The sequence below is a fragment of the Stenotrophomonas rhizophila genome (genome assembly GCF_000661955.1).
Classification (GTDB): domain Bacteria; phylum Pseudomonadota; class Gammaproteobacteria; order Xanthomonadales; family Xanthomonadaceae; genus Stenotrophomonas; species Stenotrophomonas rhizophila.
Map to the genome: position 1 here is coordinate 1,924,334 of NZ_CP007597.1, position 18,593 is coordinate 1,942,926.

Here is an 18,593-nt window from a genome sequence, read left to right on the forward strand (position 1 = left end):
ATGACGCGGGGGCGGTATCATATCGGCCATTCTCATCCCGGCCGGCGCTGCGGCGCCGTCCCCTGCACAAGGCGTAGACATGGCTGACAACGGCGCAGAAGGCGAACGATTGATCTGGATCGACCTGGAAATGACCGGTCTGGATACCGACAACGACGCGATCATCGAGATCGCCACCGTGGTCACCGATGCGCAGTTGAACGTCCTTGCCGAAGGCCCCGAGTTCGCCATTCACCATCCGGTCGAGCGCCTGGAAGCGATGGACGAATGGAACCGCACCCAGCACCGCCGCTCCGGCCTGTGGCAGCGCGTGGTCGACAGCCAAGTCACCCTCGGCCAGGCCGAAGCGCAGACGGTGAATTTCCTGGCGCAGTGGATCAAGGCCGGTGCCTCGCCGATGTGCGGCAACTCGATCTGCCAGGACCGCCGCTTCCTGCACCGCGAGATGCCGCGGCTGGAGAAGTACTTCCACTACCGCAACCTGGACGTGTCCACGGTGAAGGAACTGGCCAAGCGCTGGGCGCCGAGCGTGGCGGCCGGGCTGACCAAGACCGCCAGCCATACCGCGCTGAGCGACGTGCACGACTCGATCGCCGAACTGCGCCACTATCGCCAGTTCATGGGCGCGCTGTCGGGCCTGCCGGGCTGACCGCAACGGCCTGACGCGGGGCGCACATTCCGTTCAACCGCCCGGCGCTATGATCCGGGCCATGAACGCCATCTCCCGCATGCCACCCCCGCTGGACACGCAGATCCTGCCCACCTCGCAGGATTGGGCCGACCTGCAGCGTGCCGTCACGCTGCTGGAGTCGCCCACGATCACCGCCAAGATGGCCAACCTGATCGGCTCACCGCTGGAGTTCGCGGTGAAGAAGCTGCCGAACGTGGTGTCCAAACGGATCCACGGCGCGGTCGAGGCCGCCCTGTTCAAATCCGCCCAGGCGGCGTTGTGGAGCATGGACAACGCCCCCGGCAAGGCGGCGTCCACGCGTTGGCACAAGCTCGCGGCCGCCACCAGCGGCGCGGTCGGCGGGGCGTTCGGCTTCACCTCGTTGTTCATCGAACTGCCGGTCTCCACCACCATCATGATGCGGTCGGTGGCCGACGTGGCACGCAGCGAAGGCTTCGACCTGCGCGACCTCAGCACCCGGCACGCCTGCCTGGAGGTGTTCGCGCTGGGCGGCAATGCCACTGGCGACGATGCCAGCGAGACCGGCTACTACATCACCCGTGGCTTCACCGCCGAAGTGATGCGGCACCTGTCGGCCGAACTGGCCGGGCGCGCCGCCAGCGGGGGCGGGGTGATGATCGGCCTGACCCCAAAGGAGGCCGGGAAGTGGTTGGCCAAGATCGTGGAGAAGGTGGCCGCGCGCTTTGGCGTGGTGGTCACCGAGAAGTTCGCCGCGCAGGCCGTGCCGATCATCGGCGCGGTCACCGGCGCCACGCTCAACACCATGTTCACCGACTACTACCAGGACATGGCGCGCGGCCACTTCATCGTGCGCCGGCTGGAGCGCACCTACGGGTATGAAACGGTGCGTGCGGCCTATTCGATGCTGGCCGGCCAGCGCGGCTGAGGCCGCCACGCCGGGCCACGGGCGGATCGTTGCGCTGGGGGCACAACTGTTTTGCCGTGGTCGCGCTGTTGCAGCCGCCTGCCAGCCCCCATCCTTCGGGCAGACCTGTTCCGAAGGATGATTGTCCATGTTGTTCACCCCCTACCGCCTGGGCGCGCTGACGCTGCCCAACCGTATCGTGATGCCGCCGATGACCCGCTCGCGCGCGGCCGACGGCAATGTCGCCACCCCGTTGATGGCCGACTACTACGCGCAGCGTGCGTCGGCTGGCCTGATCGTCAGCGAAGGCACCCAGATCAGCCAGCAGGGCCAGGGCTACGCCTGGACCCCGGGCATCCACGATGACGCGCAGATCGCCGGCTGGCGCGGCGTGACCGATGCGGTGCACGCCGCCGGCGGCCGCATCGTGGCCCAGCTCTGGCACGTCGGCCGCGTGTCGCATACCGCGCTGCAGCCCGACGGCGGCGCGCCGGTGTCCTCCTCGGCGTTGCAGGCCGAGGGCGTCAAGGTGTTCGTCGATCCGCAGGGCAGGGGCCCGCAGGGCGGCGTGGGCGAGATGGTGCAGCACGCGATGCCGCGCGCGCTGGCGATCGAGGAAATCCCCGGCATCGTGCGCGACTACGCGCAGGCAGCACGCAACGCGATCGCCGCCGGGTTCGACGGCATCGAACTGCATGGCGCCAACGGCTACCTGATCAACCAGTTCATCGACTCGCAGGCCAACCAGCGTACCGACGCCTACGGTGGCCCGCTGCAGAACCGGCTGCGCTTCCTGCGCGAGGTGGTCGAGGCCGTGGCCGACGCGATCGGCGCCGAGCGCGTCGGCGTGCGCCTGGCCCCGTTGACCACGCTGCAGGGCGCGGTGGACGACACCCCGCAGGCGACCTACCTGGCCGCTGCACACCTGCTGGACAGTATCGGCGTGGGCTACCTGCACATCGCCGAGGCCGACTGGGAAGACGCACCGGTGATGCCGGTGGCCTTCAAGGAAGCGCTGCGCATGCTCTACCGCGGCACCTTGATCTATGCCGGCAAGTACACCGTTGAACGCGCCGAAGAGGCGCTGACCAAGGGCTGGGCCGACCTGATCGCCTTCGGCCGACCGTTCATCGCCAACCCCGACCTGCCCGAGCGCCTGCGCCAGGGCCTGCCGTTGAACGCCCCGGACAAGGCCACGTTCTTCGGCGGCGGCGCCGAAGGCTTCACCGATTACCCGGTGGCAGAAACCGCCGAGGCCTGAAGGCGCGCACCCAGCGGGGGTAGAGCTGACCGTTGGTCAGCTGCCCTCCGATCCGCCGCCATGCAAATCGGCAGGCTCCGCCGCGCGATGCGCGGCAGCCGACCAACGGTCGGCTCTACCCGGGATGTGTCCATGAGCGTGGATGGACACCGCCCACGATCCACTCGGATGGACCAATCACCCGCCGTCCATGGGGGTAGAGCTGACCGTTGGTCAGCTGCCCTCCGATCCGACGCCACGCATGCCGGCAGGCTCCGCCGCGCCGTGCGCGGCAGCCGACCAACGGTCGGCTCTACCGGGGGGCGACCATTCGGAAGGATCCGCCGCGCCGTGCGCGGCAGCCGACCAACGGTCGGCTCTACCGGGGGCGACCATTCGGAAGGATCCGCCGCGCCGTGCGCGGTAGCCGACCAACGGTCGGCTCTACCGGGGCCACACAAAACAAAACCCCGCTTGCGCGGGGTTCTGTTTGCTACCGGTCTGGCTGGATCAGCCCTTGGCTTTCAGCTTGGCCAGGCGCAGCCAGGTGTCGACCACGGTGTCCGGGTTCAGCGACACCGACTCGATGCCTTCCTGCATCAGCCATTCGGCCAGGTCCGGGTGATCGGACGGGCCCTGCCCGCAGATGCCCACGTACTTGCCCTTGGCGCGCGCCGACTTGATCGCCATCGACAGCAGCTTCTTCACCGCCGGGTTCCGCTCGTCGAACAGGTGCGCCACGATCGACGAATCGCGGTCCAGACCCAGGGTCAGCTGGGTCAGGTCGTTGGAGCCGATCGAGAAGCCGTCGAAGATCTCCAGGAACTCATCGGCGAGCAGTGCGTTGGACGGCACTTCGCACATCATGATGATCTTCAGGCCGTTCTCGCCCTGCTTGAGGCCATTCTGTTCGAGCACCTCGACGACCTTGCGGCCTTCTTCCAGGGTGCGCACGAACGGAATCATGACCCACAGGTTGTCCAGGCCCATCTCGTTGCGCACGCGCAGCACGGCCTGGCATTCGAGCGCGAAGGCGGCCGAGAAACTCGGATCGACGTAACGGCTGGCGCCGCGGAAGCCGATCATCGGGTTCTCTTCGTGCGGCTCGTAGTTGCTGCCGCCGATCAGGTTGGCGTACTCGTTGGACTTGAAGTCCGACAGGCGCACGATCACCGGGTTCGGCGCAACCGACGCGGTCAGCGTGGCGATGCCCTCGGCCAGACGGCCCACATAGAAGCTCACCGGATCGGCGTAACCGGCGATCTTCTCGTCGATCTTCTTCTTGGTCGCCGCGTCCTGGCGGTCGTATTCCAGCAGCGCGTTGGGATGGATGCCGATGTGGCTGGCAATGATCATCTCCAGGCGGGCCAGGCCGATGCCGGCGTTCGGCAGCTGGCCGAAGTCGAAGGCACGTTCCGGGTTGGCCACGTTCATCATGATCTTCAGCGGCGCCGGCGGCATGTTGCCCAGGTCCGTGGTCGTGCGCTCGAACGCGAGGATGCCGTCGTAGATGAAGCCGGTGTCGCCCTCGGCGCAGCTGACGGTGACCTGCTGGCCATCCTGGATCAGCTGGGTGGCGTTGCCCGAGCCGACCACGGCCGGCACGCCCAGCTCACGAGCGATGATCGCCGCGTGGCAGGTACGGCCACCGCGGTTGGTCACGATGGCCGAGGCACGCTTCATCACCGGCTCCCAATCGGGGTCGGTCATGTCCGCAATCAGCACGTCGCCGGGCTGCACGCGGGCCATGTCTTCGAGCGACTTCACCACGCGGGCGGTACCGGCACCGATCTTGGCGCCCACGGCGCGGCCTTCGGCCAGCACCTTGCCGTCCTTCTGGCTCAGCGCGAAACGCTCGATCTGGGTGGCATGGCCACGCGACTTCACCGTTTCCGGGCGCGCCTGCACGATGAACAGCTTGCCGCTCACGCCGTCCTTGGCCCACTCGATATCCATCGGGCGGCCGTAGTGCTTTTCGATGACCAGCGCCTGCTTGGACAGTTCCTGCACGTCCTCGTCGCTGATCGAGAAGACGTTGCGCTGCTCGGCGGGGGTGTCTTCGATGCGCACGCGCTCACCGGGGACATCCGAATACACCATGCGGATGGCCTTGCTGCCCAGCGAACGGCGCAGGATCGCCGGCTTGCCGGCGCTCAGGGTGGGCTTGTAGACGTAGAACTCGTCGGGGTTGACCGCACCCTGCACGACCATTTCGCCCAGGCCGAACGAGGAGGTGACAAACACCACGTCGCGGAAGCCGGACTCGGTGTCCAGGGTGAACAGCACGCCGGACGAACCCACGCCCGAACGCACCATCAGCTGCACGCCCGAGGACAGGAACACGTCTTCGTGCTTGAAACCGTGGTGGACGCGGTAGGCGATGGCGCGGTCGTTGTACAGCGAGGCGAACACTTCCTTGACCTTGAGCACGACATCGTCGGCACCGGTGACGTTGAGGAAGGTCTCCTGCTGGCCGGCAAACGACGCATCGGGCAGATCTTCGGCGGTGGCCGAGGAGCGCACTGCCACGGCTACGTCACCGCCGCCGTTCTCGTCGCACAGCTTCTTGTAGGCGCTGCGGATGTCCTGGTCCAGCTGCGGCTGCAGCGGGGCGTCGATGACCCAGCCGCGGATTTCCTTGCCCGCTACGGTGAGCGCGGCGACATCTTCCACGTCCAGCGTGGCCAGCTTGTCGAAGATGCGCTTGGACAGATCGTTGTGCGCGATGAAGTCCTTGAAGGCTTCAGCGGTGGTTGCATAACCGCCGGGGACAGAAACCCCCAGGCCGGCAAGATTGCCGATCATTTCGCCCAGCGACGAATTCTTGCCGCCTACGCGGGCCAGATCGGCCAAGCGCAGTTCGTGCAACCACAGGATATTCTCGTTCAAGCGCGATGCTCCGTTTGGCCATCGCCCGAGGCGGGCTTGGATGGCCACGTCCGTAGGAAGAAGCCGATATGATGCCGGGCAGACCGCTGTCGGCACAAGCTTGTATCGACAGCCTTTTTAAGCTTCGTAGGGGGTAAAAGCCGTATGTCGACGATCCGTCCGGTGTTCTACGTGTCCGATGGAACCGGTATCACCGCTGAAACCATTGGGCATAGCCTGTTGACCCAGTTCTCCGGGTTCAGCTTCATTACCGACCGGATGTCGTTCATCGATGATCCGGAAAAGGCCCGCGAAGCGTGTGAAAGGATCCGTGCAGCCGGGGAGCGCTACCAGGTCCGGCCGATCGTGGTCAGTTCCTGCGTGGACAGCGGGCTGAGCATCATCCTGGCCGAAAGCGGCGGGTTGATGCTGGACGTGTTCGCCCCCTTCATCGAGCCCCTGGAGCGCGAACTGGCGGTCAACCGCCACTCCCGGGTGGGCCAGGCGCACGGCATGGTGGACTTCGAGACCTACCACCGGCGCATCAATGCGATGAACTTCGCGCTGACCCACGATGACGGCATTGCCATCAACTACGACGACGCCGACGTGATCCTGGTGGCGGTGTCGCGGGCCGGCAAGACCCCCACCTGCATCTACCTGGCCCTGCATTACGGGGTGCGCGCGGCCAATTACCCGCTCACCGACGAAGACCTGGAGCAGGACCGCCTGCCGCCCCGGCTGCGCCCGTACCGCAAGAAGCTGTTCGGCCTGACCATCGATCCGGACCGCCTGCAGCAGATCCGCCAGGAGCGCCGCCCGAACTCGCGCTACGCCAACCTGGAGACCTGCAAGCGCGAGGTGGCCGCGGCCGAGACCATGTTCCGCATGGAGCGCATCCCGACCCTGAGCACCACGCACACCTCGATCGAGGAGATTTCCAGCAAGGTGCTGACCACCCTGGGGCTGCAGCGCGAGTTGTATTGACCCCTTTGGCCGGGGCCTGGCCGCCCCCACGTTGAAGGATCAACGTGTAGGATCGACCCCATGGCCCAGGCAACGCCCCGCATCGAACGCATCCCCAGGCTCAGCCGTCTGAGCTGGCTGATGGGCCTGTACGCGGAAAACTACCAGCACCTGGTGCGGCTGTTCGCACCGGCCGAACTGGTGGCCGGCAGCTATGTGTCGTCGGTGGGCGATGGGCTGGACGTCCGTCTGGACGTCATCGAGTGCCACCGCTACACGGTCGAGCTGCGCCTGACCTACGATTTCGCCGACCCGGTCACCGGGCAGCCGGATCCGTCGGCCTACGTGCGGCTGTACCGTGACGCGCGCCAGGCCGAGACCACCCACTGCTACGTGGGGCGGCGCTGGCAGGACGTGGTGGGCATGTACCCGCCGCCGGCCGAGTTGATCAGCCACCGCATGCGCATGAACACCTTCCTGGGCAAATGGCTGGAATACCTGGCCGAGCGCGGTCACGGCGTGGCCACCCTGCGCCGCGACGGCGATGCCCTGCCGGCCCCGGCCGACACCCAGCGCACCCGCGTGGCCGGCTGAGCCAACCGCGCCGCGCCGATCGCGCATAATCGGGGTTTGTGCCTGTTGAGCCTCTGCCTCATGCCCTATACCCCGATCATGGCCACCCTCGGCTACGTGATTTCGCCCGACGGCAAGCAAGCCCTGATGATCCACCGCAACGCCCGCCCGGGCGATCTGCACCTGGGCAAGTACAACGGCCTGGGCGGCAAGATGGAACGCGACGAAGACGCTGCGGCCTGCATGCGCCGCGAGATCCGCGAGGAAGCCGGGATCGAATGCGGCACCATGCGCCTGCGCGGCACCATCAGTTGGCCGGGTTTCGGCAAGCACGGCGAAGACTGGTTCGGGTTCGTGTTCGTGATCGACGATTTCACCGGTACGCCGCTGACCTCCAACCCCGAGGGCACCCTGGAGTGGGTGGACCTGGACAAGCTGGACACCCTGCCACTGTGGGAAGGCGACCGCAGCTTCCTGCCGCTGGTGTTCGGCGACGACCCGCGCGCCTTCCACGGGGTGATGCCGTACCGCGACGGCGCCATGCAGTCCTGGACCTACACCCGCCTATAACGGCGGTAGTGCCGGCCGCTGGCCGGCAACCCAACCAACCCAGCACCGCCGCGCCATCACCGCCGCGCCAGCAACAGATGGAAGTGCTTCTCCACCTGGCGCCCGTCATTGCTGGTGCCGGTTTCCCGGTGCGCCCGCCAGCCGCAGACCCGCAGCCCACTGCTGCGCATGGCCAGCTCCACGTCGGCCAGCTCATGCAGGTGGAACCCATGCGCGGTGAAGGGCAGGGTGCGCATGAAGGCCGCATCGCCGAAGGCCAGGCACAGCCGGCCGCCGGGGCGCAGCACCCGGGCCAGTTCGGCCAGGGCCAGCGCGGGCTGTTCCCAGAAGTACACGGTGTTCACCGCCAGCGCCGCATCGATGCAGGCGTCCTCCAGGTCCAGCGCATGCACATCGCCCAGGCGGACGGCGGCGCGGTCGTGCAGGTCGGCGGCGGTCAGGCGGTCCTGCGCGGCATCCACCATGTCCGCCGACACCTCAACACCCAGGTAGCGGCTGCCGGGCGCGCGCAGCAGGTCAGCAGCGAAGGCCGCGTTGCCTGGGCCGATCTCCAGCACCTGTTCGCGCGCGGCGACGGCCAGCAGGGCGATGGCCGCCTGGTTCAGCGCGCCGTTGCTGCGGTTCATGGACTCGGCTACAGCCAGTGCATGGTCCCCATGCGGGTGGCGCAACTGGGCGGCAAGATGTTCGGGTGAAAGCACGCAGGCAACTCCTGTCGCAAGGGGCGGGCAGGACGTAGCGGCGGCGTGTCCACCCACCAGCATACCCGTGGACGGAGCGCTTCGGACACTGCCCGGTGCCGGCGATGACACCGGCGGCAGCTGTCAACCGGCCATCGGTGATCAATAAATAACCAACGTCGCGGCGGCTGAGACGGAGTTGTCCACAGGGGGTGTGGATGACTGGTGCGCAAGTTTGTGGATAAGCCATGGCAGCCCCCGCCAGTTCTCGCTGTCAAGATGGGTGGCCAAAAATTCACCGCATGTCGTTGTCCCGTGAAGGCGTCGCCAAGGCGTTGACCGTGCCGCTCTGTCACGGTTTGGGCTGCTCGCGGTACTCTCTTGCGATTGCCGTCTACAGATCACCCATGAAACGTCACTTCTCGATGCTGCGCGAGTTCCACCTGGCGGACTGGTTCACCCTGGCCAACGCGTTCTGCGGCACCGGCGCGGTGTTCGCCGCCATGCGCTTCCTGCAGGACGGGCAGCGCAGCTACCTGTTGTTCGGCATGGCGTTGATCCCGCTGGCCTTCATCTTCGACGCGCTCGACGGGCGCATCGCGCGCTGGCGCAAGTCCAGCTCGACGCTGGGCCGGGAGCTGGATTCGCTGTCGGACATCATTTCCTTCGGCGTGGCCCCGGCCGCGCTGGCCTACGCCTGCGGCATGCAGGGCGGCTGGGACTGGCTGGTGCTGAGCTATTTCGTGTGCTGCGGGGTCAGCCGCCTGGCGCGCTACAACGTGACCGCCGAGGCATTGGCGGGCGAGGGCGACAAGGTGCCGTACTTCGAAGGCACGCCCATTCCCACCAGCCTGGCGCTGGTGGTGGTGCTGGCGGTGGCCGCCAGCATGGGCGCCATCGGCCACAACCTGTGGCTGGGCCAGTGGCAACTGGGTCCGTGGCAGCTGCACCCGATGGTGCTGTTGTTCGCCCTGTCCGGCTCGCTGATGATCAGCAAGACCCTGCGTATTCCCAAGCCATGAACCTGCCCCTGTCATTGCCCCTGATCCTGACCGGCCTGCAGCCTGGAGCCCGCCGATGAGCACGGCCGGCAGCGGCGGCAACGCGGGCGACATCGAAGCCCTGGCGCGCCAGTATTTCAGCGCCTGGGGCGATGCCCTGCGCCACGCCGCCGTGCCACCCGGCGCGCAAGGCGCGGGGCAGGGCAGTTGGCAGCAGGCCATCGACTGGTGGGCGCAGATGATGCCCAATGCCAACAGCAGCCCGGCCGACGACGCGGTGCACCGCTTCCGCGAACAGGCCGGTGGCTGGTACGGCACGATGCAGCAGGTGGCCGCGCAGTTCGCCGGCCGCGATGCCAGCAGCGCCGATGTGGCCCAGGCCTGGAAGCAGGCCGTGGAAGGCCAGGGCGACGGGCTGTTGCAGTGGATGCTGCAGGGCGCGCGGGGTCACACCCAGGGCGGCGGCCCGGACCTGTTGAAGCTGCTGGAAACCCTACAGCGCGACCTGGGCCCGTGGCTGCAGAGCCCGGCGTTCGGCCCCGGTCGTGAGCACCAGGCCCGCTGGCAGGCGCTGCTGCGCGCCCAGCAGGACTATCAGGCGCACTCGCGCGACTACGTGGACCAGATCAAGCAGGCGCTGGACGATGCGTTCAAACTGTTCGAACAGCGCCTGGCCGAGCACGAGCAGCCGGGCAACCAGCTGACCAGCGCGCGGGCGATGTTCGACCTGTGGATCGAGGCCGCCGAAGAGGCGTACGCCAAGGTGGCGATGTCCGAGCCGTTCCAGCAGGTGTATGCCGAACTGGGCAACGCGCAGATGCGCCTGCGCGCGGCGACCCAGCACGAGATCGAACGGGTGTGTGAGGCGATCGGCATGCCCACCCGCACCGAAATGGATGCCGCGCACCGCCGCATCACCGACCTGGAGCGGCTGGTACGGCGCATGGCGGCTGGCGTCGGGCCCCGGCCGGCAGCGGCTGAGGCACCGAAAGCGGCGTCGCGCCCGCGCGCGGCCCGCGGCGATGCAGCGCCCACGCCCGGCCCGGTCAAGAAGCCGGCCAAAGCGGCCAAACCTGCTGCGAAAAAGGCGTCGTCGGCCCCCATGAAAAACAGCGCCCCCAAGGCGTCGGCGAAACCGGCCGCCGGCAAGCCGCGGAAGCGCACGCCATGAAAGGGCCGTTGGGCTACAACGCCGAGGACCTGCTGCAGGAGACCCTGGCCATGCAGCGCAAGCTGCTGGACGGGTTGACCTTGCTGCCGTCGGTGGAGGACGTGGACTACGGCGCCACTGCGCGCGAGGAAGTGTGGCGCGACGGCAAGGTCGTCCTGTACCGCTTCGTCGGCGACGATGCCCCGGTCCAGCGCACGCCGCTGCTGATCGTCTACGCGCTGGTCAACCGCCCGTACATGGTGGACCTGCAGGCCGACCGCTCGCTGGTGCAGCGTCTGCTCGCCCTCGGCCACGACGTGTACGTGCTGGACTGGGGCTACCCGGACCGCTCCGAGCGCTACCAGACGCTCGAGGACTACCTGCTGCGCTTCGTGGACGGCGCGGTGGACCACCTGCAGGCGCAGTCGGGCGCCCCGATCAACATGCTCGGCATCTGCCAGGGCGGGGTGTTCGCGCTGTGCTACGCCGCGCTGCGCCAGCACAAGCTGGCCAACCTGATCACGATGGTCACCCCGGTCGACTTCCAGACCCCCGACAACATGCTGTCGCATTGGGCCCGGCAGGTGGACGTGGACCTGCTGGTGGACACGCTGGGCAACATCCCGGCCGACCTGATGAATGCCAGCTACCTGATGCTCAAGCCGTTCCGGCTCAACGTGCAGAAGTATGTCGGCCTGCTCGACATCCTGGACGACAAGGCCGCGCTGCAGGACTTCCTGCGCATGGAAAAGTGGATCTTCGATTCGCCCGACCTCGCCGGCGAGACCTTCCGTGATTTCATCAAGCAGTTCTACCAGGGCAACGGCCTGATGCACGACGGCATCAAGATCGGCGAAGACACCGTCCAGCTGTCGCAGGTCACCCTGCCGGTGCTGAACATCTATGCCGAGCAGGACCACCTGGTACCGCCGGATGCGTCACGCGCGCTGCGCGGCCGGATCGGCAGCACCGACTACACCGAAAGCAGTTTCCGCGGCGGCCACATCGGCATCTACGTGTCCGGCCGCGCCCAGCGCGAGGTGCCCGGTACGATCACGGATTGGTTGAAGGAACGTTCCGCATGACCCATCGCCTTCGCGCAGTGCTTGCACTGGCCCTCATCGCCCCCGGCGTGGCGCTGGCCGCCCCGAGCGACACCGCCCGCCGCGAGATCGCCGGCCTGATCGGCGCGCTGGATGGTTCCAGCTGCCGCTTCCAGCGCAATGGCAGCTGGCATGACGCCGCCGAGGCGCGCGCACACCTGCAGCGCAAGTACGACTACCTGCTCAAGAAGGACAAGGTGGACACCGCCGAGCAGTTCATCGAGCGGGCCGCCAGCCAGAGCAGCATGAGCGGCAAGCCCTACCGCATTGCCTGCCCGGGCCAGCCCGAGCAGACCGCCGCGGTGTGGTTTGGCGCGCGTCTGAAGGCCCTGCGCCAACGCACCTTGTAGACATCGCCCGCGGTACAGTCCGCCCTCCAGTCCCGGAGACCGCTGCCATGAACGCCACGCCGCGCACGCTGTCGCGCTCGCTCAACGACCGCATGATCGCCGGGGTGATGGGCGGCATCGCGCACCGCTTCGGCTGGAGTGCCACCGTGGTGCGGGTGGTGTTCGTGCTGGTCTCGGTGCTGTCGGCGGCCTTCCCGGGCATCCTGGTCTACCTGATCCTGTGGCTGCTGATCCCCAACGAGGCCGATTGAGCCTGCCACCGCTGGCGCTGCGCGTCCTGCAGGGGCTGGGCGCGGTGTGGACCGCGCCCAACACCCTGATTGGTCTGATCGGCGGCCTGGCCGGGATGGTGGCCGGCGCGCGCCCGTCCTGGAACCGCCGCGACCTGGCCATCGTGTTCCGTGACTGGCCGTGGGGGCCGGGCGGGGCGATCACGCTGGGCAACGTCATCCTGCACACCGGCCCGGTGCTGGACGTGGCCTGCCGCACCTACGCCCACCAGGCCGGGCACTGCACCGAACCGGTGATCGGCCTGCACGACCACGAGCGCGCGCATGTCTACCAGTACCTGGTGCTGGGCCCGCTGTATCTGCCGGTGTACCTGGTGTGTGGCGGGGTAAGCGCGCGTAACCCGTTTGAACGCGCCGCCGATGTGTACGCCATGACCGGCCGTGGCTGGTGGCCGGGTGTGCCGTAAGGCGCGGTAGCCGACGTTAGTGCGGCGTTAAATCGGTGTAAATAAAACGTCGCGCAACGCGACGTCATCTGCATGCAAACAAAGGTTATTAGGCTGCATGACGGATCAGTCAGGTTCGGCACGCTAAACTGGCGCCTGTTGTAATTGCACGATGCGTCACAGGAGGAACACATCACATGGCAATCGTTCTTTATGTCGGTGGTAGCAAGGATGGCGACAAAGGATTGGTACCCCACGGTTTCAGCAAGTCCCGGGCCGATACCGACACCGGGCCGGAGATCTACACCGAGCGGTTCATGGAACTGCCGGGCATCGGCAAGATCCGGGTAATGGCGCTGGAATCCCTGCGCGACGAGATCGTCCACCAGCGCACCGCCCAGCACTACCGCTGAAGCGGCCGTAGCGCCGGGCTCTGCCCGGCTCCCGACCGGTAGTGCCGGCCGCTGGCCGGCTCCACGCACACCCGAACCCGTAGCGCCGGGCTCTGCCCGGCTCCCGACCACGTGGCCGGCTCCACGCACACCCGAACCCCGTAGAGCCGGGCTCTGCCGGCTGTCCGTCTACCCCGACCGTAACGACGAGCCGGCCAGCGGCCGGCACTACCGTGGGCGATGCGACTGTCATGAGAAGCCGGGCGGAGCCCGGCTCTACGCCCGGCACCCGCGGGCGACAGGTTCGCCCCCCGCTGTCAACGCCTTCCCCCCGCCGCCGTGCGTTGCCACAATCGGGACTTTCCGTACTGCGGCTCCGGCCGGAAGCAATGCCTGACATCAAGCTCGCCCAGCAGATCGCCCAGACCATCGCCGATGAAATCGGTGCCCAGCCTGCCCAGGCGCGTGCCGCCATCGCCCTGTTGGACGAAGGCGCCAGCGTCCCGTTCATTGCCCGCTACCGCAAGGAAGTCACCGGCGGCCTGGACGACACCCAGCTGCGCAACCTGGAAACCCGCCTGACCTACCTGCGCGAGCTGGAAGACCGCCGCGCCGCCGTGCTGTCCAGCATCGACGAACAGGGCAAGCTCACCGACGACCTCCGCAACGAGATCCTTGGCGCCGATACCAAGTCGCGCCTGGAAGATCTGTACCTGCCGTACAAGCCCAAGCGCCGCACCCGCGCCCAGATCGCGCGCGAAGCCGGGCTGGAACCGCTCGCTGATGGCCTGCTCGCCGATCCAAACCTGGACCCGCAGGTGTTCGGTGCCACCTTCGTCGATGCCGACAAGGGCGTGGCCGACACCAAGGCCGCGCTGGAAGGCGCGCGCGCAATCCTGATGGAGCGTTGGGGTGAAGACGCCGCGCTGGTCGGCGAGCTGCGCAGCTGGCTTGGCGAAAACGGGGTCATCCGTGCCCGTGTCGCCGAAGGCAAGGAAGAGCAGGGCGCCAAGTACCGCGACTACTTCGAACACGCCGAATCGCTGGCGAAGATTCCCTCGCACCGGCTGCTGGCGCTGTTCCGTGCGCGCCGCGAGGAAATCCTGTTCCTGGAACTGGACCCGGGCACCGAGGCCGAGGCTGGCCATGTGTATGCCGAAGGGCGGGTGGCCTACAAGGCCGGCATCGCCGACGCCGGCCGCCCCGGCGACCGCTGGCTGCTCGACGCCTGCCGCCTGACCTGGCGCGCCAAGCTGCACATGCACCTATTGCTGGACCTGTTCAACCAGGCCCGCGAGAAGGCCGAAGCCGAGGCGATCGCGGTGTTCGGCGACAACCTCAAGGACCTGCTGCTGGCCGCCCCGGCTGGCCCCAAGAGCGTGCTCGGGCTGGACCCGGGCATCCGCACCGGCTGCAAGATCGCCGTGGTCGATGCCACCGGCAAGCTGGTGGCCACCGACACCATCTACCCGCACGAACCGCGCCGGCAGTGGGACCAGTCGCTGCAGACGATCAAGCAGCTGTGCATGAAGCACAACGTGGAACTGATCGCGATCGGCAACGGCACCGCCAGCCGCGAAACCGACAAGTTGGCCGGGGAGGCCATCAAGGCACTCGGCGACAGCAGACTGCAGAAGATCGTGGTCAGCGAGGCCGGCGCGTCGGTGTACTCGGCCTCCGAATTCGCCGCCAAGGAGTTCCCGGACCTGGACGTGTCGATCCGCGGCGCGGTTTCCATTGCCCGTCGCCTGCAGGATCCGCTGGCCGAGCTGGTCAAGATCGAACCCAAGGCGATCGGCGTGGGCCAGTACCAGCACGACGTGGACCAGTACCGCCTGGCGCGCGCGCTGGATGCGCGGGTCGAAGACTGCGTCAACGCGGTCGGCGTGGAGGTCAACACCGCCTCGGCCGCGCTGCTGTCGCGCGTGTCCGGGTTGTCGGCCACGGTGGCCGAGAACATCGTGCGTCATCGCGACGACAACGGCCCGTTCAAGCGCCGCAAGGACCTGCTCAAGGTGCCGCGCCTGGGCGACAAGACCTTCGAACAGTGCGCCGGCTTCCTGCGCATCGCCGATGGCGACCAGCCGCTGGACGCGTCCTCGGTGCACCCGGAAGCCTACCCGGTGGTGGAGCGCATCGTGGCCGCCACCGCACGCCCGATCAAGGCGTTGATCGGCGATGGCAGCTTCCTGCGTGGGCTGAAGGCCGAACAGTTCACCGACGCCACCTTCGGCGTGCCGACCGTCCGCGACATCCTGAAGGAACTGGAAAAGCCCGGCCGCGACCCGCGCCCGGAGTTCAAGGCGGCGCGTTTCGCCGAGGGCGTGGAAGAACTCAAGCACCTGCAGCCGGGCATGATCCTGGAGGGCGTGGTCAGCAACGTGGCCGCGTTCGGTGCGTTCGTCGACATCGGCGTGCACCAGGACGGCCTGATCCACATCTCGGCGCTGTCGGACACCTACGTCAAGGACCCGCGTGATGTGGTCAAGGCCGGTGACATCGTCAAGGTGAAGGTGCTGGAGGTGGACGTGGCGCGCAAGCGCATCGCCCTGACCCGGCGCCTGGACGACACCCCGGCGCCTGCCAAGGCCCCGGGCGAGCGCGATGCCCGGCCTGCCGGTGGCGGTCGCCGTGATGGCGGTGGCGGGGGCGGGCAGCGCAATGGCGGCCGTGGCGCCGCCCCGGGCCCGCGCCCGGGCAGTGCCGCGCCGCCGGCCAACAACGCCCTGGCCGACGCCTTCGCCCGCGCCAAACGCGGCGGCTGAACCGGCCTGGATCCACCCGCCAGGGGCCGCCGTGTGCGGCCCTTGGCGTCTCTGGCGGGCACGGCACTTCTGGTTTCACTCCGTGTTGGTCACACTTCCCGTCAAATGCCCGTAGGCTGGGCAGGCGCCGGGGAGGCCATATGACAACGCACCAGGCAGGGCCGGAAGGTCGGGCGGGGCCAGATGCCGTACGGCGCGGCGTCCGCCCGCGTGCGTGGCCGGACGCATGAGCCACGATCCGGCCGGCACCGCGCACGGCACCGACGCGGCGTTGCGTGACATCACCGAGCGCCACCGGCGCCTGCAGATGATCATCGACGGCACCGGTGCCGGCACCTGGGAATGGAATGTCCAGGACGGCCGGATGTGGGTCAATGAACGCTGGGCGCAGATCGTGGGCTACACCCGCGACGAACTGGCACCAATCACCCCCGACACGTTTTTCCGGCTGGTCCACCCCGACGACCTGGCCCAGTCCAACGCGCGGCTGCGCGAACACCTGGAAGGGCGCTCGCCGCACTACGACAGCCTGTGCCGCATGCGCCACAAGGACGGCCACTGGATCTGGGTGCAGGATCGCGGCCGCGTCTACGAATGGGACGCGCACGGCCAGCCGCAGTGGATGGCCGGGGCGCACGCCGACGTCACCGACCTGCAGACTGCGCGGCAGGACGCGGCCAACATGCGCCAGCGCCTGCAGGCGGTGGTGGATGCCTCCGACGAAGTGGCGGTGATCGCCACCGACATCGATGGCGTGGTCAACCTGTTCAACACCGGGGCGCAGAAACTGCTGGGCTACACGCCCGCCGAGGTGATCGGGCGGGTCAACCCGGGCCTGTTCCATGACCCGGATGAAATGATGGAGTACCTGCGCCCGCAGGCCGATGCCGATGGCCGCGTGCCCACCGTCTTTGAAGCGCTCACCGCGCACGCCACGCAGGGCACCTGGTCGCACCAGTGGACGTACGTGCGCAAGGACGGCGAGCGCCGCCAGGTGCGGCTGTCGATCAGCCCGCTGGATGCCAGCGGTGGTCACCGGATCGGCTACGTCGGCATGGCGGTGGACATCACCCCGCTGCTGGAAGTCCGCGAGCAGGCGTACCTGGCGGCCGAAAAATTCGCCGGTGCGTTCTCTTCGGCCGCGCTCGGCATGGCGCTGGTGTCGCTGGAAGGGCGCTGGCTGGATGTCAACGACGCGCTGTGCGGCATCCTCGGCTACACGCGCGCCGAGCTGCTGGCAGTGGACTTCCAGACGCTCACCCATGCAGACGATCTCAATACCGACCTGGCCCTGGTCGCCGACCTGCTCAACGGGCGGCGCGACCACTACCACATGGACAAACGCTACCTGGGCAAGCGCGGCAACATCGTGTGGGGCCGGCTGTCGGTGTCGCTGGTGCGCTCCGAACACGGCGAGCCGCTGCACTTCGTGTCGCAGATCCAGGACGTCACCGCCCAGCGCCAGAGCAGCCTGCAACTGCGCGAATCCGAGCAGCGCACCCGCGTCACCTTGGATGCGGTGGCCGACATGGTGCTCACCCTGGATCTGCACGGGCTGATCCAGTACGCCAACGCCGCGGCTACCCGCGCGCTGGCCGGGGAGGGCGCCGCGCCCCTTACCGGCGGCCAGATCCAGGACGTAATGGAGCTGACCACCGAATACGCGCCCCGCTCGCCGCTGGACATTGCCGTGCTGCTCGACCCGGAGAGCAACGCGGTGGACCTGCATTCGGACCTGCTGCTGTCGGTGGGCGCGCAGCTGCTGCCGGTGGATCTCACCCGTGCCTGGCTGCGTGCCGAGGACGGCCAGGTCAGTGGCGCGGTCTGGGTGATCCGCGATGTGACCCAGCAACGCGCCCGCCAGCGCGAAGCGCGCCACCTGGCCGAGGTCGACCCGCTCACCGAACTGAGCAACCGCCGCGGGTTCGAAGCCCACCTGCAGCAGGCCATCACCCGGGTCGCCCGGACCGGGCAGTCGGCCTCGCTGATGTTCATCGACCTGGACAACTTCAAGCCGGTCAACGACAGCCATGGCCACCTCGCCGGCGATGCCATGCTATGGGCGGTGGCCAACGTGCTGCGCCACGGCGTGCGCGATTCGGACATCGTGGCGCGGCTGGGCGGCGACGAGTTCGCGGTGATCCTGGCCGGTTGCTCGCTCAAGCGTGCCCGTCGCATCGCCAGCGACCTGCTGGACGGCGTACGGACGCTGACCATTCCCTGGGACCTGCAGCGGCTCAGCGTCGGCGCCAGCATCGGCATCGCCGCGATCGGCGGCAGCATGAGCGTGGACGACGCGGTGGCCGCGGCCGATGCGCAGTGCTACCTGGCCAAGGCGGCAGGCAAGAACAATGTGCAGGTGGAGACGCCGACCATGGAAGGGCTGGACCCGCTGGACGTCGAGACCACCGAGGGCGGGGAAGGCTGACGGGTGGCCCCGCAGCTCTGCTGACACCGGGTGAACTTTTTTATGAACCCGCCCTAAAGCTTCCTGCACGGCTGTCGATATTGATTCTGGAGCCTCCGTCGCTCCGCGCTGGTGCCCCGCCACCTCTCGTCGGCCCGGGCTCGCGTGACTTTGCAACAGGCTGTCTGCCGGATGCAGTACTGCAGTTGTACAAAGCCGCAGAAGCGACGTGAGCCATGACGTCGCCGCACCTCCCACGCCAGACGAAGTGCCGACGGGCATGGTGCCCATCGGAT

17 protein-coding genes are annotated in these 18,593 nt (G+C 67.8%); 15 read left to right on the forward strand and 2 right to left on the reverse strand.

Features of this window, described 5'->3' with window-relative positions; genetic code table 11:
- Nucleotides 1-79: 79 nt before the first annotated feature.
- The 3 genes from orn (at nt 80) to DX03_RS08240 (ending at nt 2,817) form a co-directional block, all read left to right on the forward strand.
- Nucleotides 80-649, forward strand: a complete 570-nt coding sequence (gene orn, locus DX03_RS08230) for an oligoribonuclease (protein ID WP_038687851.1) — start codon at nt 80-82, stop codon at nt 647-649.
- 61 nt (nt 650-710) lie between these two features.
- The gene (locus tag DX03_RS08235; RefSeq protein ID WP_244880198.1) at nt 711-1,577 is read left to right on the forward strand and encodes an EcsC family protein; all 867 of its coding nucleotides are present in this window, start codon (nt 711-713) and stop codon (nt 1,575-1,577) included.
- A gap of 127 nt (nt 1,578-1,704) precedes the next feature.
- Nucleotides 1,705-2,817, forward strand: coding sequence for an alkene reductase (locus DX03_RS08240; protein WP_038687853.1), 1,113 nt, complete (start codon nt 1,705-1,707; stop codon nt 2,815-2,817).
- Between the two features lie 489 nt (nt 2,818-3,306).
- Here DX03_RS08240 and ppsA read toward each other — a convergent pair whose 3' ends face one another.
- Nucleotides 3,307-5,685: a phosphoenolpyruvate synthase gene (gene ppsA, locus DX03_RS08245; protein ID WP_038687855.1), complete on the reverse strand. Its 2,379-nt coding sequence runs from the start codon at nt 5,683-5,685 to the stop codon at nt 3,307-3,309.
- A 144-nt stretch (nt 5,686-5,829) separates the two neighbouring features.
- On the opposite strand from ppsA, the gene ppsR reads away from it, so the two are divergent.
- Genes ppsR through DX03_RS08260 form a run of 3 tightly spaced genes read left to right on the forward strand, consistent with a single transcriptional unit; the run spans nt 5,830 to nt 7,773 of the window.
- Entirely contained in the window at nt 5,830-6,651 is an 822-nt protein-coding gene (gene ppsR, locus DX03_RS08250) for a posphoenolpyruvate synthetase regulatory kinase/phosphorylase PpsR (protein WP_038687857.1), read from the forward strand.
- A gap of 60 nt (nt 6,652-6,711) precedes the next feature.
- On the forward strand, nt 6,712-7,224 hold the full coding sequence (locus DX03_RS08255) for a DUF1249 domain-containing protein (protein WP_038687859.1): 513 nt from the start codon (nt 6,712-6,714) through the stop codon (nt 7,222-7,224).
- Between the two features lie 60 nt (nt 7,225-7,284).
- Nucleotides 7,285-7,773: an NUDIX hydrolase gene (locus tag DX03_RS08260; protein WP_038687861.1), complete on the forward strand. Its 489-nt coding sequence runs from the start codon at nt 7,285-7,287 to the stop codon at nt 7,771-7,773.
- A gap of 56 nt (nt 7,774-7,829) precedes the next feature.
- Here DX03_RS08260 and DX03_RS08265 read toward each other — a convergent pair whose 3' ends face one another.
- Entirely contained in the window at nt 7,830-8,537 is a 708-nt protein-coding gene (locus DX03_RS08265) for a methyltransferase domain-containing protein (RefSeq protein WP_081797192.1), read from the reverse strand.
- A gap of 323 nt (nt 8,538-8,860) precedes the next feature.
- Between DX03_RS08265 and DX03_RS08270 the strand changes: the two genes are divergently transcribed.
- The 9 genes from DX03_RS08270 to DX03_RS08310 all read left to right on the forward strand — a co-directional run bounded on the left by DX03_RS08270 (nt 8,861) and on the right by DX03_RS08310 (nt 18,318).
- The gene (locus DX03_RS08270) at nt 8,861-9,475 is read left to right on the forward strand and encodes a CDP-alcohol phosphatidyltransferase family protein (RefSeq protein WP_038687864.1); all 615 of its coding nucleotides are present in this window, start codon (nt 8,861-8,863) and stop codon (nt 9,473-9,475) included.
- Between the two features lie 55 nt (nt 9,476-9,530).
- Nucleotides 9,531-10,625, forward strand: a complete 1,095-nt coding sequence (phaE, locus tag DX03_RS08275) for a class III poly(R)-hydroxyalkanoic acid synthase subunit PhaE (protein ID WP_038687867.1) — start codon at nt 9,531-9,533, stop codon at nt 10,623-10,625.
- Nucleotides 10,622-11,689 carry a class III poly(R)-hydroxyalkanoic acid synthase subunit PhaC gene (gene phaC, locus DX03_RS08280; RefSeq protein ID WP_038687869.1) on the forward strand — a complete coding sequence of 356 codons (1,068 nt, stop codon included), beginning with the start codon at nt 10,622-10,624 and terminating at the stop codon, nt 11,687-11,689. The genes phaE and phaC overlap by 4 nt, the downstream gene beginning before the upstream one ends.
- The gene (locus DX03_RS08285; protein WP_038687871.1) at nt 11,686-12,057 is read left to right on the forward strand and encodes a YfeK family protein; all 372 of its coding nucleotides are present in this window, start codon (nt 11,686-11,688) and stop codon (nt 12,055-12,057) included. The genes phaC and DX03_RS08285 overlap by 4 nt, the downstream gene beginning before the upstream one ends.
- Nucleotides 12,058-12,104: 47 nt before the next feature.
- Nucleotides 12,105-12,308: a PspC domain-containing protein gene (locus DX03_RS08290; RefSeq protein ID WP_038687873.1), complete on the forward strand. Its 204-nt coding sequence runs from the start codon at nt 12,105-12,107 to the stop codon at nt 12,306-12,308.
- A complete protein-coding gene (locus DX03_RS08295; protein WP_051598793.1) occupies nt 12,305-12,754 on the forward strand; it encodes a hypothetical protein in 450 nt (149 codons plus the stop codon). The genes DX03_RS08290 and DX03_RS08295 overlap by 4 nt, the downstream gene beginning before the upstream one ends.
- Before the next feature lie 176 nt (nt 12,755-12,930).
- On the forward strand, nt 12,931-13,146 hold the full coding sequence (locus tag DX03_RS08300) for a hypothetical protein (protein WP_038687875.1): 216 nt from the start codon (nt 12,931-12,933) through the stop codon (nt 13,144-13,146).
- Between the two features lie 368 nt (nt 13,147-13,514).
- Nucleotides 13,515-15,890, forward strand: a complete 2,376-nt coding sequence (locus DX03_RS08305; RefSeq protein ID WP_038687878.1) for a Tex family protein — start codon at nt 13,515-13,517, stop codon at nt 15,888-15,890.
- A 226-nt stretch (nt 15,891-16,116) separates the two neighbouring features.
- Nucleotides 16,117-18,318, forward strand: coding sequence for a PAS domain S-box protein (locus DX03_RS08310; protein WP_081797193.1), 2,202 nt, complete (start codon nt 16,117-16,119; stop codon nt 18,316-18,318).
- Nucleotides 18,319-18,593: the final 275 nt, after the last annotated feature.